The following is a 22647-nucleotide window of genomic DNA, read 5'->3' on the forward strand; positions in this document are numbered from 1 at the left end:
CGTCTTGCGCTCATCGCGACACATGATCGCCCCTCTCGGTTGAGCCGGGATATGGGGCGATAGAAGCTGCCCGCCGGGCGAGCGCCTCCGGATTTCGCTTTTCGCACCATCCGTCTATCGGTGCCCCCTTGTATGCATTATCCCAGTTGCCATCCCCACGCACTTCGCTTTACATGCCCGCAATTCCCCCTCCGGACGGAGGAGGGGACAAAACTGCACGACTGCCAAGGGACGAAATATGGCGCGTAACATCCTGATTCTCGGAGCTTCTTACGGCTCCCTGCTGGGCACGAAGCTCTTGATGGCTGGGCATAACGTGACCCTGGTGTGCCGCGCCAAGACCGCGGAGCTGATCAATCGGGACGGTACCGAGGTGCGCATCAAGTTGCGCGACGAGGCGGTGCACCGGGCGATCTTCTCGCGCGACTTGCCCGGCAAGCTCGACGCGGTGACGCCGGCCAATGTCGACCTCTCGCGCTACGACCTGGTCGGCCTCGCCATGCAGGAGCCGCAATACACCAACCACACGGTGCGCGTTCTCATGGTCAAGATCGCCGCGGCGAAGCTGCCGTGCCTGTCGATCATGAACATGCCGCCGCTACCCTATCTGAAGCGGATTCCGGCCCTCGCAGACATGGATCTCGAGGAGGCCTACACCAATGCGCAGGTGTGGGAGCGCTTCGAGCCGGGGCTGGTGACGCTGTGCTCGCCCGACCCGCAGGCATTCCGTCCGCCGGAAGAGGCGGCGAACGTGCTCCATGTCGGCCTGCCCACGAACTTCAAGGCATCGGTATTCGCAGACGAGAAGCACAACAAGCTGCTGCGCGAGCTCGAAGCCGACATCGACGCGGTGACACTCGACGGCCAGGACGTGCCGGTGAAGCTGAAGGTGTTCGACTCGTTGTTCGTGCCGCTGGCGAAATGGTCGATGCTGCTGACTGGCAATTACCGCTGCATCACGCCGAATGAGCCGCAGTCGATCCGCGATGCCGTCCATGGCGACCTCGCGCGCTCGCAGACGATCTACGATCATGTCGATGCCATCGCCCGCCGCCTCGGCGCCGACCCGCAGGACCAGGTGCCGTTCGCCAAATATGCCAAGGCCGCCGAAAGCCTGCTCAAGCCGTCGTCGGCCGCCCGCGCGGTCGCGAGCGGCGCGCCCTTCATCGAGCGCGTCGACTTGCTGGTGAAGCTGATCTCGCATCAGCTCGGTGTGCCCAATGCCGAGATCGACCGCACGGTCGACACCGTGGACCAGAAGCTCAACGAGAAGATCGTGCAGGGCGGATCCGGCGCGCAGTAGGGGCGCCGCTTCCAGCGACATCGGCGCTCAGGCGCTGCGAGCGAATCGAATCCAGATCAGGCCGGTCACCGCGACCAGCGCGACCGCGCCGGTGCGCGTGACCAGGTCGGGATGCCCAAGACGACGGGCGCCACGGCCGAGCGTTGCACCAAACGTCACCCACGCTGCGCCCGCCGTGGCGATCTGAACCAGCATCACTGCAGGTTCGGCGTACGACCTGTTCCCGGTGTTGCGCAAACTCAACGATAGTCGTCGCATCTCGATTGGTCACGCGGTCCGGTCGCCTTCACATCGCGCCGACGCGCAGGCCGCTGATATCACGACTGCGTGAGACGACGGCATGCCGCCCGTCATATCCCGGCGCTCCGCGAGCAAAGCGAGCCGATTCGACGCGAATGAGCTCTCCTTTACGTGCTGGCCCTTCATTCGCGCAGACGTTGCATGCACGTGGGACAGGTTCGGCTTATTGCCCAGCCGACAGAGAGATGAGCAACATATCTTTCTAGGTCAAGTGTCTACAATCTGTTTGCCGGTCTGTTGTCCGGCCCAAACGCAATGCACGGCTGAGAGAACCAGAACAAGAACAACAACAATGGATCAGGCGATGCTGAGCGTCGTCCGCGCGGTCGAGGCAGGCGCGACGACGATGAAGGGCGTGATCGACGCAACCGGACTGTCCCGTCTCAAGATCGAGCGGGCGTTGACCGCACTGGAGAAGCAGAAGCTGCTGGTGCGCGACGGCCAGGGCTTTCGCGCGACCGGCCTGCCGAAGGCGGCCCGCCCTGCCCGGCAATGCGGATCGTGCAACGCCTGCTGCGATATCCTCGAAGTCGCCGGCGTCGACAAGCCGGTGAACCAGCTCTGCAAATATTGGCAGGCCGGCACCGGATGCACCATCTACGATCGCCGCCCGCAAATGTGCCGGTCGTTCGTCTGTGCCTGGCTGCAGGGCCATCTCGACGACGACTGGTTTCCGGCGAAGTCGGGCATCGTGGTGCATTTCAGCCAGGACGCCGTCAACGTCACGGTGGACGACGATTGTCCCGACCGCTGGCGCGAGGAGCCGTATTTCAGCAAGCTTGTCGAATGGTCGCTGAACGGCGTCAGGCGAATCGGAAACCGCGGCTATGCGACCCTCGTCGTGTCCGGCACAGAGCGGTTCCTGCTGCTCGGACGCACCATTGTTCCGGAGCCGACGCTGTTCGGCACTGCGTTCGTGCCGCTCACCGCCGACACTTTCCGGTTCTGGCGGGCGACGTCGCCCGAGCATTTGCAGCGGCTGCATGAGCGCATCGCCGAGATCGAACGGATCAGGCAGGAATTCGGCTCCTGCGCCATTCCCGAGAACGAGGACGACAATCCGCATCCGCCATATCGGCCCGCGCTTTTACGGTTGTCGCATCGCGCCTGAACTCCGCCGTGGGCAACGCGGCCTGATTCGCGCGGTAGCGCTCGACGCGCCCCGGCGGGGTTGATAAGCCCCTGTCCGCGAATGACGGGACTTGAGTCGGGGACATGACAGTTGCGATCGAGATGGGGCAGACCACGGCAGGCGCCGCGGCGGCCATGGACCTCGAGGACCTGCTGGCGACCCGGCTCCTGGTGCAAGGCAATTCGGGCTCCGGCAAATCACATCTGTTGCGGCGGCTCTTGGAACAGAGCGCGCCCTGGGTGCAGCAGGCCATCATCGATCCCGAGGGCGACTTCGTCACGCTGGCCGATCGCTTCGGCCATCTGGTGATCGAGGCCGAGGATCACACCGAGCGCGGCCTTCAGGTCGCCGGCGAGCGCGCGCGGTTGCATCGTGTCTCCACCGTGCTCAATCTCGAGGGGCTCGATGCCGAGAACCAGATGCGGCGCGCCGCGGCGTTCCTCGGCGGGCTGTTCGACGTCAATCGTGACCATTGGTACCCGATGCTGGTGGTTGTCGACGAGGCACAGCTGTTTGCGCCGGCGGTTGCGGGCGAGGTCTCGGACGAAGCGCGCAAACTGTCGCTCGGCGCGATGACCAATCTGATGTGCCGCGGCCGCAAGCGCGGGCTCGCCGGCATCATCGCGACCCAGCGGCTGGCGAAGCTTGCCAAGAACGTCGCGGCGGAAGCCTCCAACTTCCTGATGGGACGGACCTTCCTCGACATCGACATGGCGCGCGCCGCCGACCTGCTCGGCATGGAGCGGCGGCAGGCCGAAACCTTTCGCGATCTCGAACGTGGCCAGTTCATGGCGCTGGGGCCTGCGCTATCGCGCCGTCCCCTGCGTTTGAACATCGGCCCGACCACTACCTGCCCGCGCAATTCCACGCCGCGGCTGATGCCGCTGCCGGAAGCGACGCTGGAAGACGCGCGCGCCGTGATCCTGGCCGCGCCGCCGCCCGACGCCAGCCGGCCGCAGCGCCGGCCCGCGCCGGATCTGCTCGAGCAGCTCCGCGCCGCGAAAGCGGCAGCTACGCCGGAATCGCATGCGGAACCGATCGCGCTGCCGGTCAGCGCTGAAGAGCTCGCTGAACGGCGCGAGCGCGTGGATCGTACCCTTCGTGCCGTGCTCGCCGGGCCCGATGCCGGCTTCCGCGCCATCGGCGTGCTCTATCAGGAATTCGTGGTCCGCTGCCGCATCGAGGGGCTCGGCGCGGCGGTGCCTGATCTCAACGAATTCCGCCGCATGCTGACGCACGCGCGCGCCGGGCTCGGCACCGATTTGGCTGAGGACGACGCCTGGCAGGACGTGTCGCTGCGCGCCTCGATCCTGCCCGACGACATGCAGGGCGTGTTCATGATGATCGCGAGGGCGGCGAAGGAAGGCTGGCCGTGTCCCGGCGATGCCGCGATCGCGCGCGCCTATGGCTCGCATTCACTGCGCCGCGCGCAGCGCCTGCTTAGCTATATGGAGGAGCAAGGCCTGATCGTCTGCCAGCTCGACGGTGCCGGACGCCGGATCGTGACGCTGGTGGAGCTCGCCTGGGCGACGGCGCCGGGCGATCCCAATGGCGATGATATGCCAGCGGAGCCGGCGCAAAGCGCGGCCGCGCTCTAAGCCTGGATTCAGCGTCTCATCACCGACGCCGCCTCGGCCGCATCGAAGCCGCGCCCCGCATTGCTCCCGTTCTCCGCGAACATGCGGCGATAGAGCAAAGCGGAGACGAGCCAGGCGACCGCGAACAGCGCGATCACGACGAAGCCGAAATTCGCCAGCGATTCGTTAAGACCATCGACCACCGCCCACACGCCGCCGGCCAAGCCGAGACGATCGCTGATCAGGCCAAGCGCTTCGATGCCGCCGATCAACAGTGCGATCGCGACCGAGGCCCCCGTGATCGTAAGATTGTACCAGAGCTTGCGTAAGGGATCGACGAAGGCCCAGCGATAGGCACTCACCATCAACGCGGAGTCAGCAGTGTCGACCAGCGCCATGCCCGCGGCGAACAGCGCCGGGAACACCAGGACATCGGCGAGCGAGGTACCACGCGCGGCTTCGCTGGCGGAAATGCTGAGCAGGCCGATCTCGGTCGCGGTATCGAAGCCGAGGCCGAACAGGAAACCGAGCGGATACATGTGCCAGGGTTTCGTCACCAGGCGGAACATCGGGCCAAGCAGCCGCGCCAGGATGCCGCGATTGGCGAGCAGCGCATCGAGGCCCGCGGCGTCGTGAACGCCCTGCTCGCGCGCCCTGCGAAACGTCCGCCACAAGCCTGCGAAGATCGCGAGATTGATGGCCGCGATCATGAGCAGGAACAGCGCCGAGACCGACGTGCCAATCAGGCCGCCGATCTCCTTGAGCAGGCTGTCGCCGCCGAGGCTCACCACGCCGAGCGCGAGCAACATGGTCGCGACCACCACGACGGTGGAATGGCCCAGCGCGAAATAGAGGCCGACGCTGCGCGGCCCGCCGCCCACCTGCATCAGCTTGCGCACGACGTTATCAATGGCGGCGATGTGGTCGGCATCGACGGCGTGGCGGAGCCCGAAGACCCAGGCCAGCAGCGCGGTCGCCATCACCGTCGGCCGGTCGCCGAACAGCGCGAAGGCCCAGGTCCACGCGGCGATGTTGGCGGCGATGAGCCCGCTGAACAGCAGCGCAGCTCCGGGCTCGACCGCCCGCAAAGACCATCTCGTCACGACAACCATTCCGTCCGTTGCACGCCCCGTCGCGCCACCGGTATGATCTTTTCACAAGATGATCACACTGACCAGTGCAATCCCCGAGGGACAACACGGTTCTGCAGCAGCGCATGCAGCCATCCTTCGAGACCCCCGCTCGCGCGGGCCCTCGAGGATGACGTCTTGTTTTGCGACCAAGCCCTGGGCCCTCATGGTGAGGAGCCCGCCATAGCGGCCGTCTCGAACCATGAGATCGGCTCGCTCTACGCCGCCTCGGAACCGCCTAGATAGGCGTCGCGGATGCGGGGATCGTCTTTCAGTGTCCGCGCCGGGCCGGAGAGCACGATCTTGCCGGTCTGGAGCACATAGGCTTCATGAGCGATCTCGAGCGCAAGGCTGGCATTCTGTTCGACCATGAACACTGAGACGCCGTCCTGGTTGATGGTACGGATCAGCTCGAGCACGCGATCGACATAGAGCGGCGACAGGCCCATGGTCGGCTCGTCCATCACGATCATGCGGGGACGGCTCATCAGCGCCCGCGCCATCGCCACCATCTGCTGCTCGCCGCCGGAGAGCGAGCCGGCGCGCTGCGACAGCCGCTGGCCGAGCTTCGGGAACAGCATGAGCATCCTGTCGAGATCCTGGGCCACGACATCGCGGTCGTTGCGCACGAATGCGCCCATCAGGATGTTCTCGCGCACGCTCATGTCCGCGAACAGCCGCCGCGCCTCCGGCACCGAGGCGATGCCGCGACGGACGATCTGCGGCGTGGTCAGCCCGATGAGCGAGGCACCGTCGAACGTCACATCACCGGAGCGCGGCTTCACCAAGCCCAGAATGATCTTCATCGTCGTCGACTTGCCGCTGGCATTGCCGCCGAGCAGGCAGACGATGTGACCGCGCGCGACCGATATCGAGAGGTCGAAATGCACCTGGGCCTGGCCGTAGAAGGTGTTGACATCGGACAATGCCAGCAACGGCTCCGTCGAGGAGTTCGTCATGCCGCGCTCTCCTGCTCCGCCTTTCCGGAGAGACCATGGCCGAGATAGGCCTCGATCACCTTGGGATCGCTCCGCACCTGTTCGCCCGGGCCTTCCGCGATCTTCTTGCCCTCGTCCATGACAATGACGCGGTCCGACAGGCGCATCACCATTTCCAGCTTGTGCTCGATCAGGAGGATGGTCAGCCCCTCCGCCTTGAGCTCGGCGACGAGGGCCTGCATCTCCGCAGTTTCAGTTGGGTTCATGCCGGCGGTCGGCTCGTCCAGTAGCAGTAGGCGCGGCTTCAGCGCCAGCGCACGCGCGATCTCGATACGGCGGCGGTTGGCGTAAGAGAGGCTATAGGCCGGCTGTTCGATCCGCGGCAGCAGCCGTTCGCCGAAGCGGGCGAGAATGGTCTTCACCTCTTCGCGCAGCCGCTCCTCCTCCGCTTTGACGGTTGCGGGCCGCAGCAGCGCAAGGCCCAGCTCCAGCAGCGGACCGATCACCGGCACGGCCGGCTTCACCGCACGCAGCCGCGTATGCGCGCCGATCAAGACGTTGTCCATCACGCTGAGATTGCCGAAGACGCGACCGAGTTGGAACGTGCGCGCGATGCCCTGGCCGGCGAGCCGCTCCGGCGACAGGCCGGTGATGCCCTGCCCTGCGAAGCTGACAGTACCGGCGTCGGGCCGATCGAGACCGGTCACGAGATTGAACAGCGTCGTCTTGCCGGCGCCGTTCGGGCCGATGATGCTGATCAGCTCGCCTCTGGCGAGATCGAGATCGATGGCATCGACTGCGGTGAGACCCCCGAAGCGACGCGTCAGGCCGCGCAGGGACAACATGGGCAGGTGCTGCTCCGCCATCAGATCGTCCCCAGCAGGCCCTGCGGCCTGAACCGCACGAGCAGCAGCAGCACGATGCCGTAGATCAGGATTCGATACTCCGCCGCGATCCGGAAGACCTCGGGCAGGCCGACCAGCGCCACCGATCCGAGAATTGCGCCGACGACATTGCCGAGGCCGCCGAGGATCACGACGGTTAGCGCCAGAATGGATTGCTGCGTGTTGAAGGTCTCGTGGTTGATGTAGGAATAGAGATGCGCGGCGATGCCGCCGCTGACGCCGGCAGCGAAGCCGCCGAAGATGAAGGCGAGCGATTTGTAGCGGTTGAGGCTGAGGCCATAGGCGCGCGCGGCGATGTCGTCATCGCGGATGGCACGAAAACTGCGGCCGAGATGCGAGGTCAGCAGACGCCCCTGCAGCAGCGCCAGCACGACCATCACCGCAAGGCTGAACCAATAGACCGACGATGGGCTGATCAGGTCGTAGCCGAACAGCGATAGCGGCGGAATGCCGGAGATGCCGATCGGGCCGCGCGTGACGCTCTCCCAGTTTAGGATCACCAGCGACACGATCTCGCCGATGGCGAGCGTTGCGATCGACACGTAGTGCCCGCGCAGGCGGAACGACGGCGAGATCAGGAGCGTACCGAGCGCAGCGCTCATCAGGCCACCACCGATGATGGCGAGGCCGACCGGCACAGAGAAGGTCAGCGACAGCAGCGCGGCGGTGTAGGCGCCGATCGCCAGCAGCGCGGCATGGCCGAGCGAGACCTGGCCCACAGTCCCCGCAACCAGCGTCAGGCTGAGCGCGAGCATGCCGAGCAGCCAGGCATTGATCAGCGTCTGGAGCACGTAGAACGACACCGGGAACAGCGGCAGGATCGCGAACCCACCGATTGCAAGCGCCAAGGCCCAGCGCGGAATGCGCACAGGACGGCTCGGCGCGATGAAGGTGCCGGTGAGCGGCTCCGGCGGCGCCTGCCGCGCACTCGCGAACAGCCCGTTCGGCCGCAGCACGAGCACGACGACCAACAACAGGAATGCGAACAGATTGCGATAGCTGGTACCGAACACGGCAACGCCGTAGCTCTCGACCAATCCCAGCAGCAGGCTACCGACCACCGCGCCTGGCACGTTGCCGGCGCCGCCGACGACTTCCGCGACCACGCCCTTGAGCGTGGCCTGAAGGCTCATCGCGGTGTCGATCTGATTGTAGTACATGCCGACCAGCATGCCGGAGACCCCGCCGAGCGCCGCTGCAATGCCGAATACGGCCTGATTGACGCGGTTGACGTCGACGCCCATCTGCATGGCGGCGTCACGGTCCTGCGCGGTGGCGCGCACCGCCCAGCCGAGCTTGGTGTAGCGCAGAAACACGAACAGCAGCAGCGCGCTGGTGATGCCAACGCCGGCGATGAGCAGATCAAGCGGTCCGATCGTGCCGTTGCCGACCTGGAAGCGGACGTCCGGCAGCTGGCTCGGGAGCGCACGCGGATTGGGCGAGAAGGTCAGCATCACCAGCTGATCGAGCACGAAGCTGATGCCGATCGTCGCCAACAGCGGCGCGATACGCACCGAGTTCTGCAGCGGACGGAGGCCGAACCGCTCGATGATCAACCCGACGATCGCGGCAGCGACCGCAACCACGATGATGGTGAGCGGCAGCGGAGTATGCAGCTGCACCACCGCGACCCAGCCGATATAGGCGCCGACGAGATAGATCGAGCCTTGCGCAAAGTTGATCAGCCGGCTGACGCCGAAGATCAGCGCGAGCCCGACCGCAACGAGGGCGTAGACATTGCCGACGATCAGCCCGTTGATCGTGTAGTCGAGCCAGGAAGCCACGCAGCATTTCCAATCAGAGGAAGGGGACCGGAGCGATCGCTCCGGTCATCATTATCAGGCCCGTTTGCCGTCCCAGAGTGCGAACTTGCCGTTACGCACGACCAGCTCGGCATTCATGGCGCCCTTGACGCGGCGGCTCTCGACGTCGAACGTCGCCGAGCCGAAGATGACGCTGGAGACGTCTCTCACCTTGGCGAAAGCATCGCGGATGGCGCGGCGATCGGTGCCGCCGATCCTGAGGACGGCAGCGGCCATGTTCATCGCGTCATAGGAATAGGCGTTGAAGGCGTCGGGCTCCTGCCCGTTGTACTTGGCCTTGAAGCCCGCGATGAATTTCTTCACCTCGGGCCGCGGGTCTTCCGGGAAATAGCGCGTGCCGAGGTGGACGTCCTCGACTGCCTCGCCGCCGAGCTCCAGGAATTTCGGCGAGTAGACCGAGCTCGCCGCGCAGATGGTCTGCTTCAGGCCGACCTGGCGCGCCTGACGCGCAATCAGCGCGCCGTCGGAATAATAGGAGATCAGGATCAGCCCGTCGGGATTGGCGTCGCGCACGCGCACCAGGGTGGAGCGGAAATCGCGCTCCTCCGCGATGTAGCCTTCAGTAACCGCGATTTCGGCGCCGTATTCCTTGGCCGCCTTGACGAAATGGTCGCGGCTGGTGCGGCCCCAATCGGTGTTGAGGTGCAGCACCGCCAGCTTCTTCAAGCCGAGCCGCTTCACGGCATAGGATGCCAGCAGCGGCTGCTCGTCGGCCTGGCTTACGGACGTGCTCCACATGAAGTCGCCGCCCTTGGTGAAATCGGGATGCGAGTTGGTGAAGCCGAACTGCACCAGACCGCCGCGCTGATAGATCGGCGAGGCCGCCATCGAGGCTGGGCTCGAGAAATCGCCGAGCTCCATGACGATGCGGGAATCGGAGACGAACTTCTGCGCGATCGCCACCGACTGGCGCGGATCGCTCTGGCTATCCTCGAACTGGTAGGCGAGCTTACGGCCGTTGATGCCGCCGGCGGCGTGGATCTCGTCGAGCGCGAGATCAAAGCCCTGCCTCCACTGCGCGCCGTATTGGGCGTTAGGCCCCGTCAGGGGCCCGCTGACGCCGAGCAGGATCGGCTCGGACGACTGGGCGAATGCGCTGCGCGAGATGGCGGCTCCCGCCATCATGACGGCAAGCGAGCCCTTAACCAGGGACCGACGATCGATGTTGCTCATGCACGGCTCCATCCATTCAGGTGTTACGAACAAGCGGCAATTTACGTGCCAGTGACACTGCTTATTTAGTGGGCTCGCCGAGCGACAGCATCAGCCGGTTCGCCCAGTTGAAGAACGACGCGCCGTTGATGACATCGACGATCTCGGCATCGTCGAGACCGGCGCGGCGCAGCTCCTCAACGTTGTCGGGGCCGAACGCGATCGGCGTTGCGCTCAGCGCCACCGACGCTTTGACTACGGCATTCCAGCGCTCGCCGAGATCGGCCTTAACCCCTTCGTCGAGCAGGCGCTGCACGTCGTCGCGGCGCTTGGAATAGGTGCTGGCAAACCGCGCATGCACGGAGGCGCAATAGACGCAGCCGTTATAGCGCGACGTCGCAGCCGCCGCGAGCTCGCGCTCGGCGCGCGGCAGGCCGTCGGCGACATTGTAGAAAATGTCCTTGTCGGTCTTGGTGCGGGCTTCGAGCACCTCAGGGTCGCGCACCAGCAGGCGAAAATATTCCGACTTGGCGCGGGCGCGATCGACGAGGCCAGCGAAATGCCGCTCGGTCAGCTCGCCCTCGGGCAGCGGATCGATCCACGACACCCAGCCGAGCTCGTCCTGGGTGAAGACGACGGGCGGATTGACATTGTTTGCAGCGCTCATGTGCAGTCTCCTTACGCTCCCGCCGCGGTAGGCCCGAGCGAAGCGCCGAGTACGCGCAGGCCGGTGACGACGCGCACCTGGAACGACAGGAAGGCAACAAGCTGAGAGAAGGTCACGATGCCGGTGTTCGACCAGCCGGCGACGAGCAGCGCCTTCATGTCGGCGGAGGCGGCATCGCGGGGATGGAACACCAACAGATGCGCATGCTCCAGCGCCGCAACGAGCCGGGCGCCAAGGACGGGCTTGCTTTCCGCGCTCACGCGGTAGATCAAGCCGGCCGTGTTCTCGACTGACAATGGTCCTGCTGGATACGCGCCATACGGGCCTGAGGTCTTGCCGCGTTCGATCTCGGCCTTGATCGCTTCGAGCAAAGGCGCGCCATCCGCATTCGCCGCAAGCTTCTCGCGATAGAAGGCTGCGACGGGGGACTCGCCATGAAGTCCGGTGACGAAGGCCGCGACCGCGGCACGCTCGGCAAGCGAGAACGCGCTCGCATCGATCGGCTCGAACAGGGCGAGATAGCTCTTCTGCGCGTTCTCGCGGGCCTGAAGGCGGCGTGCGCGGATGGCATCCAGAGCCGATCCCGGTTCGATGCCGGCGAGTGTGTCGATGATATCTTGCGTTCCCATCATTCAGCCTTGCGAGGTAATTCCCGTTGATTCCGATCAGCCCGCCAAGGCCACAGCGGGCGCTGCTCGGGTCCAGCCCAGTGCCGGCGCGACTTTTTCCGCGACCAGCTCGATCGAGCGCAGGATATAGGGATGCGGCGCATCGACCGAATGCGCCTGGAACACCAGATCGGTCACCCGTTCCAGCGTGGCATCGCTGCGCAGCGAGGCGATGACGTCGTCGGCTGCGCCGACATGGGTGTCGAACGCGGTGATCATCTCCTCCAGAGTTTCGCCGGGCCTGGCGTGGCCGCCCTTGAGGAATTGCGGCAGCGCGCGCCGCAACCCGATATCGGCCAGGCGCATCGCCTCAGCCCGGTCGTCGGCGACGAAGACGCTGCGCGAGGCTATGATGCGCGGCTCGCATCCTGGCGGCAGCGCTTCGAGATAGGCATCGATGATGGGATTCTGGATCTCGGCCAGCGTGGCCTTCGGCGCCTCCCTGGTCCGCGGCTGGGTGCGCGACAGCAATAGGCCATCGCCCGCCTTGCCTGCCCGGGCGCCGCCCGCGACCGAGAATGTGGCCTGCCAGATGCGCTTGTCCAATTCCGGCCGTTGCGGATAGAGCGTGTCCCCGCCATCAAGAGGTTTGCCGACCAACGCCGCGCGGACGACCTCCAGATTGCGGGCAAAGATCTCGTTGCGCTGCGCATTGTCGAGACCGAAGGCCGCGAAGGCCGACGGGTTGCCGCCGGTGCCGACGCCGAGCTCGAAACGGCCATTGCAGAGGAGATCGAGCACCGCGGCATCCTCCGCCACCCGCACCGCATTCTCCAGCGGCAGCGTCACGATGCCGGTGCCGAGACGGATGCGCGAGGTCTGCGCGGCGACGTAGCCGAGGAAGGCGAAGGGCGACGGCAGGCCGCCTTCGCGCTCGTGAAAATGATGCTGGGCAATCCAGGCGGAATCGAGCCCCGCCTTTTCCGCGTGCACGATCTGCTCGGCCGCATGGCGATATCGCTCGGCCGGCGGAGCCTCATCAAGCAGCCGCGTGAAAAATCCCAGTCGTTTCAGGTTTGCAAAGCGTTTCATACGACCCCTGTCGGGCGAGGATGGCCACGAGCCGATGATGTCGGTTGCCGCAGCTCCAGACAAGCGGGCATTGCGCAGGGCTGCCCGCCGGGATCACCGCTGTGCTGGACCATGGCTGAGCAGGTTGCCTACCAGCTCGGCAGCACCGCGCCCTTGAACTTGGTCAGGACGAACTCCTTGACCTCCGGCGTGTGGTAGCTGTCGACGAGGGTCTTGACCCAGGGCTTGTCCTTGTCCGCGCTGCGGACGGCGATCAGGTTGACATAGGGCCCCTTCGGGTCCTCGCGCAGGATCGGATCCTTGACGGGATCGAGGCCCGCCTGAGTTGCATAATTGGTGTTGATCGCAGCGGCGTCGACGTCGTCGAGTGCGCGCGGCGCCTGCGCTGCATCGACCTCGATGAATTTCAGCTTCTTGGGATTCTCGGTGATATCGAGCACGGTCGGCTTGAAGCCGGTGCCCTCCTTCAGCTTGATCACGCCCTTGTCGCGCAGCAGCAGCAGCACGCGACCACCATTGGTTGGATCGTTCGGAATCGAGATCTTGCCGCCGTCGGGAATATCGGAGAAGGCCTTGTGCTTCTTCGAGTACACGCCGATCGGGAAGTTCACGGTGAGCGCGACGGCCTCGATCTTGTAGCCGCGGTCGGCCTTCTGGTTGTCGAGGTAGGGCTGGTTCTGGAATGAATTGGCCTGGATCTCGCCGGCATCGAGCGCCGCGTTCGGCACGACATAGTCGGAGAACTCGATCAACTGGATGTCGAGGCCCTGCTTGGCGGCGATCGGCTTTACCGCTTCCAAGATCTGCGCGTGCGGTCCCGGCGTCACGCCGATCTTGACGGTCTCGGCGGCAGCCGCCGCCGACCAGGCCGCGAGCAAGGTCGAGAGGATCAGGGGCAGGCGAAACGACATCTTGGTCTCCATGGTCTTGCGGCAACGATTAGAACCGTATTCGCTTCTCCGCCGCGCGAAATCAATGAAATTGAAATCCATATTGGCCGGCCGTGGCGGGCGCACTTTCTCCATTCGGAACCAAACAGGAAACGAAATCACGGCGGCGACGGCACCTTCCACAGTCGGGAGGCGCGTCACGGCAAAGCGGCATCCGGCGAACGGTGGCGCTGCGCAAGGGCGTGAACGCCAAGACCCCAACGCTGCCTGAGCGCGACGTGGTCGCCTCGTCTCCGCACCACTGCGACATCTTCGACTCCACCGCGCTCACCTCCTGAGCTAGACTGCGTCACGGCTGGTGACGACTTTATTGGGAAGAGTGGGGAGCATCCGATGAACGAGAATCAAATCCGCAATCTGATCGCGGAGGTGAAGCAAGGCACGCTGTCGCGACGCTCGTTCATCCAAAGGGTAGCCGCGATCGGAATCACGGCGCCGATCGCGAGCCAGATCCTGGTCTGGCACGATGTGGCGATGGCGGATGCCACGCTGCCGTACAAGCCGGCCAAGGCGGGCGGCGGCGGCCCGCTCAAGCTCCTGCTCTGGCAGGCTCCCACTTTGCTCAATCCGCATTTCGCGAGCGGCACCAAGGACCAGATCGCCTCGCGCGTCTTCTTTGAGCCGCTCGCCGGCTGGGACAAGGACGGCAATCTCATACCCTGCCTTGCCGCGGAGGTTCCGACCAAGGCGAACGGCGGCCTCGCGGCGGATGGCATGAGCGTGATCTGGAAGCTCAAGCAGGGCGTCAAATGGCATGATGACAAGCCCTTCACCGCTGACGACGTCGTCTTCACCTGGCAGTACGCCGCGGATCTCGCAACCGCCGCCTACACCACGGGCTCCTACAAGGACATCAAGGTCGAGAAGATCGACGACCACGCGGTCAAGGTGACCTTCAAGGCGCCGACGCCGTTCTGGGCCGATCCGTTCGTCGGCTCGGTCGGTCAGATCCTGCCAAAGCATCATTTCGGCGACTATGCCGGCGCCAAGTCGCGCGAAGCGCCCGGCAATCTGAAGCCGGTCGGCACAGGGCCCTACAAATTCGTGGAGTTCAAGCCGGGCGACATGATCCGCGCCGAACGCAATCCCGACTATCACGTCAAGAACCAGCCGCATTTCGACACGCTCGAGGTCAAGGGCGGCGGCGACGCGGTGTCCGCGGCACGCGCGGTGCTGCAGACCGGCGAATACGACTATGCCTGGAACATGCAGGTGGAGGAGGAGGTGCTCAAGCGCATGGAGGCGAGCGGCAAAGGCAGGGTCGACGTCACCGTGTCCGGCAATGTCGAGTTCATCATCCTCAACACGACCGACCCGTGGACCGAGGTCGACGGCGAGCGCTCCAGCGTCAAGACCAAGCACCCGACGCTGTCCGATCCGGCCGTGCGCCGCGCGATCAACTTGCTGATCGACCGCGAGTCGATCCAGAAATTCATCTACGGCCGCGGCGGCATCGCGACCGCGAGCTTCGTCAACCAGCCTCCGCAGTTCAAGTCCAGCAAGCTCAAATACGAGTTCGACATCGACAAGGCGAACAAGATCTTGGACGAGGCCGGTTGGAAGAAGGGCGCGGACGGCATCCGCGAGAAGGACGGCAAGAAGCTCAAATACGTCTTCCAAACCTCGACCAACGCCCCGCGCCAGAAGACCCAGGCCATCATCAAGCAGGCCTGCCAGAAGGCCGGCATCGAGATCGAGCTCAAATCGGTCACCGCATCGGTGTTCTTTTCCTCCGACGGCGGCAACCCCGACACCTACTCGAAATTCTATGCCGACATGGAGATGTACAACACGACGCAGCCGCAGCCCGATCCGGAGCGGTTCTTGAACCAGTGCGTCTCCTGGGAGATCGCCAGCAAGGACAACAAATGGCTTGGCCGCAACAACTCGCGCTATTCCGATCCGGAGGCCGACAAGGCCTATAAGGCCGCGCAGAACGAGCTCGATCCGGTCAAGCGCGCCGCGCTGCTGATCAAGGTCGACGAGATCTTCTGTGAAGCCAACGTGTTCCTGCCGCTGCTCTCGCGCAACATCGTCAACGCCGGCGTCACCAACCTCATGGTCGACATCTCGGGGTGGGACACCATAACGTGGAATCTGGGGGCGTGGTATCGCAGCTGACGGGGCCCGGGTGAGCGCAAGCAACATCGTCGTCGCTCACCCGCGTGTCCCGAACAAGCTGCAACGCTTTGAGCATTGTAGCGCAGAGCTGCGGCCGAGAAGACGGACAGTACGATGCGGCAAGATGGGCCCAGGCTCTGCCGCGCATCGCTGAAGTGGCGCTGCGTCCGGGGCACGAGAGGAGAGCAGCCATGCTCTCTCAATGTCGTCATTGCGATGATTGACGTCGCCGGTCAGATAAACGGCTTGCCGCCCGTGACGGCCAGGGTCGCCCCCGATGTGTAGCTCGAGAGCGGATCGGCGAGCATGACATAGGCGGTGGCGAGCTCGGCCGGCTGGCCGGCGCGCTGCATTGGAACCTGCTTGCCGAAGTTCTTGACCCTATCCTCCGGCATCGTCGAGGGAATGAGCGGCGTCCAGATCGGACCCGGGGCGACGGCGTTGACCCGAATGCCCTTCTCCGCCAGCATCTGGGCAAGTCCGCCGGTGAAATTCTGGATGGCTCCCTTGGTGGTGGCATAGGCGAGCAGGCTGGGGTTCGGCATGTCGGAGTTCACCGAGGCCGTGTTCACGATCGCGGCGCCCGGGCGCATATGCGGGACCGCGGCTTTGGTCAGATAGAACATCGCGTGGATGTTGGTCTCGAAGGTCCGCTGCCATTCCTCGTCGCTGATGTCGGCGATGTCCTTGAACGTGGCCTGATGAGCGGCATTGTTGACGAGGATGTCCAGGCCGCCGAGTTCCTCGATGGTCCGCCGAACGATCGTACGACAATGCTCGGGATTGCGGATGTCACCGGGTATCAGAACGGCTTTGCGTCCCTCCCGCTCCACCAGCGCCTTGACCTCGGCGGCATCCTCGTCCTCATTCAGATAGGAGATGACGATGTCGGCGCCTTCCCTCGCATAGGCGATCGCGACCGCGCGGCCGATGCCGCTGTCACCCCCGGTAATGATCGCCTTCTTTCCAGCCAGGCGCCCGGCGCCCCTGTAACTCTCCTCGCCGTGATCCGGCCTGGGATTCATCGCTCGGGTCGAACCGGGCATGGGTTGCTGCTGCGCAGGAAAAGGCGGCTTTGGATAATCGGTCATGCGACGGCTCCGGAAGTTTGCTCCGCTAACGGAGAGCGGTGGGAAGCGTTCCTCGCCGCTCGGGGATCTCGTCTCTCGGTTCGCCGACACGTTTTTGCCGATCTCGCGGCGCCTTTCAGGCCGAGCTTTTGCTTCGTCGCTCCACGCTCTCAAAGCCAAGAGGGCCCAAGGCGGGGCGACACATACGCCGATCCCGAATTTCGATAAAGCGAAGTATCTATGTAGGAAGGGGTTCGACGGGTGGGCGGGTGTTTTGCCCGACGGCAGAGAAGCAGCCCCCCAGCAATTCGGCTTCACGATCATCGTTGCCGCCTTGCATTGGATACGAGCCGTGATGGATTTTGTAAGGGCTCCACCCCATCCGACCCGCCCCGAGCTCTCGCGCATCTTCGCGAAGCCCGACATCGTCCTTCCACTGTGTGCTTCAAGTCACAGCAGAATCACCCGCGTTCGCCTACAAAAACCAAGCATGGCCGCAAACAAGGTAACGGCGGTACGCACGAGCTGGGAGGCGATCAACAGCTACGGACTTCTGAAGCCGCCAGGGTGAAGAACCCGGCGGCTTTTTTCTATCGCAAGGAGACGAGCGGCCGGAGCCAAGCGCCTTGCTGGCAATATCGGCATCCAGCGCCAGCGGCGATCGTCGCTATGACGGTCCCGAGCCCTTCCTCTGTTCGCGTTCTTCTTCGATCTGCCGCTCCGCTTCGAGCCAGAAGTCCAGTTCGCGGTTGGCCGGACGGCCGGCCTGCTCCCAGAGCTCGTAGGCGCGTGCCCGCACCTTGCCGCGCCGCATCATGCGCAGGAGCTTTTGCGTCAGCTCGTCGGCAAAGCTCCGGAATCGCCCGACAGTGGTTTCGTCTTTGGCAAGCGCCGCGGCTCGCGTTGCGAGCTCAATCTGGTGCTCTATCTTTTGCTGCTCGTCCACGGTGGCCACCACGCCCTGCGAACCGGTCTGCGGCGCAGCCCGTGCTGCTCAGAGCCTCAATTCATTTTTGAGAGCTCCGTTCCGCGCAGCTCAGACGCAGCTAGGACCAGCACTTCGAGCTGAGGAGACTGTCGCTGTTTTAGTGCCACGTCGTGTCCGCTTCCACGATGACCACTCTTATCTCGGGATCTTCGGCCGTGTTGCAGGTGCACGGCATCCCCTCACCGCACCGGCAGCCGCCCAGCTTGTCACTCCAGGCCCGGAGCGGATGGTTTGAGCAGACCCATCCCAGACCGAAGCAGAATGGGCATTTCTTGCGGGTCACAGCGTATCCGGCGTCCGCGTGGTGTTCGACTTGTCCTCGTTGCGCAGCTCCTGCTCGGCCGCGTGCCAAAACTCGTCCTCACGGCCTTCGGGCTTGCCAGCTTGCTCCCAGAGTCGGTGCGCGCGCTCTCTGATCTCCTGCTCGGTCGGCTCAGGCATGGGATCTCCTGCTATGAAGCACGGCCCCATCCTTGGGGGGTATGGGGGCTTGGAGGCGGGGCCGTGCAGACCAGCAATCGGCGGCGACGCTGGTCCGCGGATTCAAGCCGCGATCATGCGCAAGAGTTCCTTTCCTCGCGCGAGCTTCGCTGCGCGATGCGGCCGCTGCCGGAGATCGATGCGCTTTGAAGGTCAGTGGTCGCGGCAGCGGGATCCGCCGCCCCATTCCAAAACCGGAAAATCAGCAGTAATTCGAGAAACTTGCCTGAATTGCGGTCAGCATTACGCGGGCGCGACCCAAATTCGGGTGCATCTTTCGGGAAGATGCCCCAAGCCTTGGCCGCGACGCATGCGAGGACAAGGACATATTGCTCTCCTGAGCCGTCCGGACTTTGCGCGTTGTTGCATCAGCCGGCTCAATGTGTCGCGAGGCCAACAAGCACCTACGGCATCTGATTGCAGGTAAGCTCCGCGGCAAGCAAACCAAAAAAAGCCCCGGCGGTTTCCCGCCGGGGCTCTCTGTCAGGTCGTTAGACCGAACTTACCAGTTGCGCTGAGCGCGGAGGAGCAGGGTAACGGTGTCCTGATCCTTCAGCTCGTAGAACGCGGTCGGCTTTGCGGTAGTACCGGAGGGGGTAAGGCCAACCACGCCAGAATACTTCTGGTCGAGGTGGGTCCAGGTGAGGTCAGCCGAGAACGTCAGGTTCTTGACCGGAGTCCACCGGGTGATCACACCGACCTGGCCGATGGCGAAGTCGGGGTTACAACCGGTCACACCCGCGAGGCCACCGAACACGCCGCCAGCGCCGCCAACGCCGCAGATCGCGGTCTTGGCAAGCGAGCCGAACTGCGCCTGAGCGTAAGCACCGTAGATTGCGGTGTTCCAGTAGGGATCCCAGTTGTGAGTGTAAGCGCCGCGGAAGCCCCAGGTCTTAACGGTCTCCTGCTGGCTACCAGTGACGAACACGGTGTCCGGAGCACTGGCAAAGCCGATGCTCTGGTAGGCGATGCCCGAGCTGCCGAACATCGAGTAGCTGCTGCCCGCCAGATTCTGGAAGTTGTAGCGGGTCGCGCCGTCGGTGTAGACGCCCGAAATGTTGATCACGTCACCCGCACCGGTCGGGATGTTCTTGATCGACAGAGCGAGCTGAACCGCCCAACCCCATTTGTCGTCGGGGTGGCCAGTTGGCTCGGTCGCGCCGTAATAGGCAACGTGGTTGTCATGCGCAGCCACCGACGCCTGGAAGAGACCCCAGGCCTGGTCGACACGCACCATACCGACGAGGTTCGGCGAACGCGTACCGCCGATGGCGTTGGTGCCATACGCGCCACCAATGATGCCGCCCGCCGTCGCGCCGGTCATGTTGAGGTTGCCGGCATCATAGTAGGCCGCCCTATCTTCCGCCGAGAACGATGCCGTCACGCCCTGACCGAAGTCAGCGGTGTAGGTGAACTGGTTGACACCAGTGACCGTGCCGCTGCCGCCGACGAGACCGTCATAGTTGTTGCCGGGATAGTTGGTCCAGGGCGCGTCGAACTGCGACACGGCCTTACCCATCGTGAAGCCGGCGAACTGGATGAAGGCGTAGTACACGCCGAGCGAACCGCCCGAGGTACCGCCGTCGGTCGGGTTGATCGTCGAACCAACCAGCGCCGGGGTCGCACCAGAGGTGTTGAGGCCCAGCGTGCTGCTGTAGACGGTCGCGCCGGTCGCACTGCCGCTGCCAGCATAGTTACCCGTCGTCCACGAGAAGACGCCATCGAAGAAGGTGCGGACAACGCCGTACTCGGTCGCGGTGCGCGTGTCGATGTTCAGATCTTCACGAGCGCGCATCGTGTAGTAGTTCGTCAGACGGTTGCGCGAACCGTTGTTCGAGCTGAACTGACCATTATAGACCGAGTTGGTGTTCAGCGCGACTTCAGCGCGCAGGTAACCACCCAGCTTGATGCAGGTGTCAGTGCCCGGAATGTAGTAGAATCCGGCACCATACAGGGAGCAGATCTTCACGTATTCGACCGCTTTGGCCTTCACGGGGAGATCGGCTGCCTGCGCTCCGCCAACGGCGATCAGACCCGCCGCTGAACCGAGCAAAAGGCTCTTAACCAACTTCATGTTAAACCTCCAAGTTTGCTCTATAGGGAAGGTTCCGGATCCGCTGGGTGACGACACCCTAAGGTTGGTTCCCTTGTCCCTTAACTCACCGCTTAGTCGCTTCGCGCCTTCGGACACACCCGCTGAACGCGAGGGACTTAAGCGATCCGATAACTCGGAGAGCTGAGGTCCATAAAATTCAGTAAGTTACTGGATTGCCATAGCTATTTGGATGCCTATAACTACAAGGCACCGTACAAAATGGCACTTCTAATGGCTGGACTAACGCGGACGTCTACGGGGACCTACGTGGCCCGAAAGGTGATACCGAAGGACATCCGATCGGAGTACGCGGCTAGGTACGGCAACGCTTGGGAAGAAAAGTTCCGGCTCGACAAAGGAGCATCGGATTACGAGGCGCGAGCGCGCTTCGGTGAGTGGTTGGCCGACATTGAGACGCGCATCGGCCGCCTCAGAGCTGCCAAGACGAAAGGTCCCCAGCCCCTTACTCGACAGAACGCCTACGCGCTGGCTGGCAGGTGGTATGCTTGGTTCCTCGCGCAACATGAACGGGACCTTCGCACGCCAGCTCATTGGAGAGCGCTGACCGACACCTTAATCTGGGACGTGATACGCCCGCATGCACCGGATGATTTCGAACAGCGCCCGAAGGACGATCCACATTGGGATTGGCAGGCCGATCCGCAGGTCAGGGATGAGGTCCGGCCCGCCATCGCTGCTGAAGCCCAGACTGCTGCTTTCCTTTTAGAACAGGGCCTGAGCTTGACCCCAGATGCCACCAATCTCTTCCTAGACGCTGTCAGCGACAACCTCTTGCCCGCCTTACAGCGATTGGAAGCACTTTCGCGTGGCGACTACTCGCCGGATGTCAATCGGCAGGTGTTCCCCGAGTTTGAAGAGGTCAGCGGAAGTGCCCCCGTGAAAGCCATAGAGCTGTTCGAGGCTTGGACGAAAGCTGTGCAGCCAGCGGAAGGAACGGTCTACCGATGGACCACCGTGTTCAAGGAAGCTGACCGACATTTCCCCGATGTCAGGAACATCAGCTTCGAAAAGGCCAAGGCGTGGATGAATGGGCTGGTCAATGAAGAGCGGTCGGCGGCAACTGTTGCAGCCGCATGGCGCACCGCCCTCAAGACAGTCTTCGGTTGGGGAGTGGCGGAAAAAATCATCGACAATAATCCATTTCCAGAGGTGCGCATCAGCGTGCCTCGGAAGAACGTCGAACGCGAAACGAAAGCCTTTGATGATGCCGAGATCAAGACCATCTTGGCAGCAGCCCTGCGATGTGACGACACCAAGTCGTATCGAGAGCGCGCATTTCGATGGGTGCCATGGATTTGCGCTTATACCGGCGCCCGCGCTGGCGAGATTACGCAGCTCCGAGCGGCCGACATTCAGCAGCGAAACGGAGCGCACTTTGCAAGGCTGACACCATCCGCAGGCAAGATCAAAACGCGGAAGGCCCGGACTGTGCCGCTGCACGAACATCTTCTCGCTCAAGGATTTCTCGACTTCGTTGAGCGCGCCCAAGGACGACCACTGTTTTACCCCACTAAGCGGCGTCCGATCCGAGAGGCTGAAGATGGACCTCGACAGAGCCCCGCTGAGCGCATGAGGTCTCAGGTTGGCACTTGGGTACGCTCTCTCGGCATAACCGACCCTGAGATAAGCCCCAATCACGCTTGGCGTCACACGTTCAAGGCCATGGCAGCACGCGTCGGCATTGACGAACGGTACAGCGACGCCATCACGGGGCATTCGCCTGCTACTACGGGACGAGCGTACACGAAACCGCTTCCTGAGGACCTTGCAGAAGCCCTGAAGAAGTTCCCTCGATACAGGGTCGATTGAAAGCACCGAAAGGAGCCAATTCGCCCCACACTGTGGCTGCTCCGACCACATCGGCACACGAGGAGCCAAGAGGGCGCCATGGTGGACCGGGTAGGTGTTTCTCCCCCGGCCCGCAGAAACCTCGGGAAACGTAGGGGCTTTGTGTGGGTGCCGGGTAGACCGGGTGGCCGGGCGAACTTCTCCTTACATCAGAGCGACCACGGGTCCTTTTGGGCTCCTTGAGGCCTTGGAGGCAGAGTGTAGCGGCGCGCCTTCTTGCCGCCGCCTATCGACTTGCGTGTGTGCGTAACGCCAGCGGCTGCAAGTGCGGAGCCAACTTCCTTGGCGTTCTTCGCCTGCGCGCCGTAGCCGTCCTTCCCCAACAGTCGCTGGAGTGCGTCATACGAGGTATCCCTCCGGCGTCGGCCGCCTTGTTTAGTTTGAGAGGCGGCCCGAGGATTTGACCTTAAGTCTAGCTTTAAGGTCACGGTGCGAATGCAGGTGAAT

General features: G+C 63.8%; 19 protein-coding genes. 5 read left to right on the forward strand and 14 right to left on the reverse strand.

Going from position 1 to position 22647, the window contains the following annotated elements:
• The first annotated feature begins 238 nt into the window (after positions 1-238).
• A complete protein-coding gene (locus IVA98_RS24730; protein WP_247307032.1) occupies positions 239-1303 on the forward strand; it encodes a ketopantoate reductase family protein in 1065 nt (354 codons plus the stop codon).
• Positions 1304-1330: 27 nt separating this feature from the next.
• Here IVA98_RS24730 and IVA98_RS24735 read toward each other — a convergent pair whose 3' ends face one another.
• Complete coding sequence (locus IVA98_RS24735; protein ID WP_247307029.1) at positions 1331-1501, reverse strand: hypothetical protein; 171 nt, start codon at positions 1499-1501, stop codon at positions 1331-1333.
• A gap of 394 nt (positions 1502-1895) precedes the next feature.
• Here IVA98_RS24735 and IVA98_RS24740 point away from each other — a divergent pair, with 394 nt between their 5' ends.
• Positions 1896-2714 carry a YkgJ family cysteine cluster protein gene (locus IVA98_RS24740; RefSeq protein ID WP_247307025.1) on the forward strand — a complete coding sequence of 273 codons (819 nt, stop codon included), beginning with the start codon at positions 1896-1898 and terminating at the stop codon, positions 2712-2714.
• A 104-nt stretch (positions 2715-2818) separates the two neighbouring features.
• Positions 2819-4333 carry a helicase HerA domain-containing protein gene (locus tag IVA98_RS24745; RefSeq protein ID WP_247355665.1) on the forward strand — a complete coding sequence of 505 codons (1515 nt, stop codon included), beginning with the start codon at positions 2819-2821 and terminating at the stop codon, positions 4331-4333.
• Positions 4334-4341: 8 nt separating this feature from the next.
• Here IVA98_RS24745 and IVA98_RS24750 read toward each other — a convergent pair whose 3' ends face one another.
• The 9 genes from IVA98_RS24750 to IVA98_RS24790 all read right to left on the reverse strand — a co-directional run bounded on the left by IVA98_RS24750 (position 4342) and on the right by IVA98_RS24790 (position 13550).
• Positions 4342-5424: a HoxN/HupN/NixA family nickel/cobalt transporter gene (locus tag IVA98_RS24750; protein WP_247307020.1), complete on the reverse strand. Its 1083-nt coding sequence runs from the start codon at positions 5422-5424 to the stop codon at positions 4342-4344.
• A 236-nt stretch (positions 5425-5660) separates the two neighbouring features.
• Positions 5661-6401: an ABC transporter ATP-binding protein gene (locus IVA98_RS24755; protein WP_247307018.1), complete on the reverse strand. Its 741-nt coding sequence runs from the start codon at positions 6399-6401 to the stop codon at positions 5661-5663.
• Positions 6398-7246, reverse strand: a complete 849-nt coding sequence (locus IVA98_RS24760) for an ABC transporter ATP-binding protein (RefSeq protein WP_247307014.1) — start codon at positions 7244-7246, stop codon at positions 6398-6400. Before IVA98_RS24760 ends, IVA98_RS24755 begins: the two co-directional genes overlap by 4 nt.
• Positions 7246-9069 carry an ABC transporter permease gene (locus tag IVA98_RS24765; RefSeq protein WP_247306996.1) on the reverse strand — a complete coding sequence of 608 codons (1824 nt, stop codon included), beginning with the start codon at positions 9067-9069 and terminating at the stop codon, positions 7246-7248. The genes IVA98_RS24760 and IVA98_RS24765 overlap by 1 nt, the downstream gene beginning before the upstream one ends.
• Before the next feature lie 54 nt (positions 9070-9123).
• Positions 9124-10281 carry an ABC transporter substrate-binding protein gene (locus tag IVA98_RS24770; RefSeq protein WP_247306992.1) on the reverse strand — a complete coding sequence of 386 codons (1158 nt, stop codon included), beginning with the start codon at positions 10279-10281 and terminating at the stop codon, positions 9124-9126.
• A gap of 61 nt (positions 10282-10342) precedes the next feature.
• Complete coding sequence (locus IVA98_RS24775) at positions 10343-10927, reverse strand: alkylhydroperoxidase domain protein (RefSeq protein ID WP_247306989.1); 585 nt, start codon at positions 10925-10927, stop codon at positions 10343-10345.
• Positions 10928-10938: 11 nt separating this feature from the next.
• On the reverse strand, positions 10939-11556 hold the full coding sequence (locus tag IVA98_RS24780; RefSeq protein ID WP_247307061.1) for a CMD domain protein: 618 nt from the start codon (positions 11554-11556) through the stop codon (positions 10939-10941).
• 36 nt (positions 11557-11592) lie between these two features.
• Positions 11593-12627, reverse strand: coding sequence for a putative FMN-dependent luciferase-like monooxygenase (locus IVA98_RS24785; RefSeq protein WP_247306987.1), 1035 nt, complete (start codon positions 12625-12627; stop codon positions 11593-11595).
• Between the two features lie 128 nt (positions 12628-12755).
• Positions 12756-13550 carry a MetQ/NlpA family ABC transporter substrate-binding protein gene (locus IVA98_RS24790; protein WP_247307059.1) on the reverse strand — a complete coding sequence of 265 codons (795 nt, stop codon included), beginning with the start codon at positions 13548-13550 and terminating at the stop codon, positions 12756-12758.
• Positions 13551-13910: 360 nt separating this feature from the next.
• On the opposite strand from IVA98_RS24790, the gene IVA98_RS24795 reads away from it, so the two are divergent.
• On the forward strand, positions 13911-15698 hold the full coding sequence (locus IVA98_RS24795) for a peptide ABC transporter substrate-binding protein (RefSeq protein WP_247355666.1): 1788 nt from the start codon (positions 13911-13913) through the stop codon (positions 15696-15698).
• 233 nt (positions 15699-15931) lie between these two features.
• On the opposite strand, the gene IVA98_RS24800 is transcribed toward IVA98_RS24795, so the two are convergent.
• The 4 genes from IVA98_RS24800 to IVA98_RS24815 all read right to left on the reverse strand — a co-directional run bounded on the left by IVA98_RS24800 (position 15932) and on the right by IVA98_RS24815 (position 20310).
• The gene (locus IVA98_RS24800; protein ID WP_247307058.1) at positions 15932-16789 is read right to left on the reverse strand and encodes an SDR family oxidoreductase; all 858 of its coding nucleotides are present in this window, start codon (positions 16787-16789) and stop codon (positions 15932-15934) included.
• Between the two features lie 646 nt (positions 16790-17435).
• Positions 17436-17723: a DUF2934 domain-containing protein gene (locus IVA98_RS37295; protein ID WP_247278283.1), complete on the reverse strand. Its 288-nt coding sequence runs from the start codon at positions 17721-17723 to the stop codon at positions 17436-17438.
• Between the two features lie 312 nt (positions 17724-18035).
• Positions 18036-18197 (reverse strand): DUF2934 domain-containing protein, encoded by a 162-nt coding sequence (locus IVA98_RS24810; protein WP_247278282.1) that lies wholly within the window; start codon positions 18195-18197, stop codon positions 18036-18038.
• Between the two features lie 541 nt (positions 18198-18738).
• Positions 18739-20310, reverse strand: coding sequence for a porin (locus tag IVA98_RS24815; protein ID WP_247306981.1), 1572 nt, complete (start codon positions 20308-20310; stop codon positions 18739-18741).
• Positions 20311-20598: 288 nt separating this feature from the next.
• On the opposite strand from IVA98_RS24815, the gene IVA98_RS37300 reads away from it, so the two are divergent.
• Positions 20599-22161 (forward strand): tyrosine-type recombinase/integrase, encoded by a 1563-nt coding sequence (locus IVA98_RS37300; RefSeq protein WP_247355667.1) that lies wholly within the window; start codon positions 20599-20601, stop codon positions 22159-22161.
• The last annotated feature ends 486 nt before the right edge of the window (positions 22162-22647 follow it).

The organism is Bradyrhizobium sp. 160, assembly GCF_023073735.1.
Classification (GTDB): Bacteria; Pseudomonadota; Alphaproteobacteria; order Rhizobiales; family Xanthobacteraceae; genus Bradyrhizobium.

Excerpts from the sequence above, each read along its gene's own strand:
- IVA98_RS24730 (WP_247307032.1), top strand. The coding sequence starts at position 239 with ATGGCGCGTAACATCCTGATTCTCGGAGCTTCTTACGGCTCCCTGCTG.
- IVA98_RS24740 (WP_247307025.1), top strand. The coding sequence starts at position 1,896 with ATGGATCAGGCGATGCTGAGCGTCGTCCGCGCGGTCGAGGCAGGCGCG.
- IVA98_RS24745 (WP_247355665.1), top strand. The coding sequence starts at position 2,819 with ATGACAGTTGCGATCGAGATGGGGCAGACCACGGCAGGCGCCGCGGCG.
- IVA98_RS24750 (WP_247307020.1), bottom strand. The coding sequence starts at position 5,424 with ATGGTTGTCGTGACGAGATGGTCTTTGCGGGCGGTCGAGCCCGGAGCT.
- IVA98_RS24755 (WP_247307018.1), bottom strand. The coding sequence starts at position 6,401 with ATGACGAACTCCTCGACGGAGCCGTTGCTGGCATTGTCCGATGTCAAC.
- IVA98_RS24760 (WP_247307014.1), bottom strand. The coding sequence starts at position 7,246 with ATGGCGGAGCAGCACCTGCCCATGTTGTCCCTGCGCGGCCTGACGCGT.
- IVA98_RS24770 (WP_247306992.1), bottom strand. The coding sequence starts at position 10,281 with ATGAGCAACATCGATCGTCGGTCCCTGGTTAAGGGCTCGCTTGCCGTC.
- IVA98_RS24775 (WP_247306989.1), bottom strand. The coding sequence starts at position 10,927 with ATGAGCGCTGCAAACAATGTCAATCCGCCCGTCGTCTTCACCCAGGAC.
- IVA98_RS24780 (WP_247307061.1), bottom strand. The coding sequence starts at position 11,556 with ATGGGAACGCAAGATATCATCGACACACTCGCCGGCATCGAACCGGGA.
- IVA98_RS24785 (WP_247306987.1), bottom strand. The coding sequence starts at position 12,627 with ATGAAACGCTTTGCAAACCTGAAACGACTGGGATTTTTCACGCGGCTG.
- IVA98_RS24790 (WP_247307059.1), bottom strand. The coding sequence starts at position 13,550 with ATGGAGACCAAGATGTCGTTTCGCCTGCCCCTGATCCTCTCGACCTTG.
- IVA98_RS24795 (WP_247355666.1), top strand. The coding sequence starts at position 13,911 with ATGAACGAGAATCAAATCCGCAATCTGATCGCGGAGGTGAAGCAAGGC.
- IVA98_RS24800 (WP_247307058.1), bottom strand. The coding sequence starts at position 16,789 with ATGACCGATTATCCAAAGCCGCCTTTTCCTGCGCAGCAGCAACCCATG.
- IVA98_RS24810 (WP_247278282.1), bottom strand. The coding sequence starts at position 18,197 with ATGCCTGAGCCGACCGAGCAGGAGATCAGAGAGCGCGCGCACCGACTC.
- IVA98_RS24815 (WP_247306981.1), bottom strand. The coding sequence starts at position 20,310 with ATGAAGTTGGTTAAGAGCCTTTTGCTCGGTTCAGCGGCGGGTCTGATC.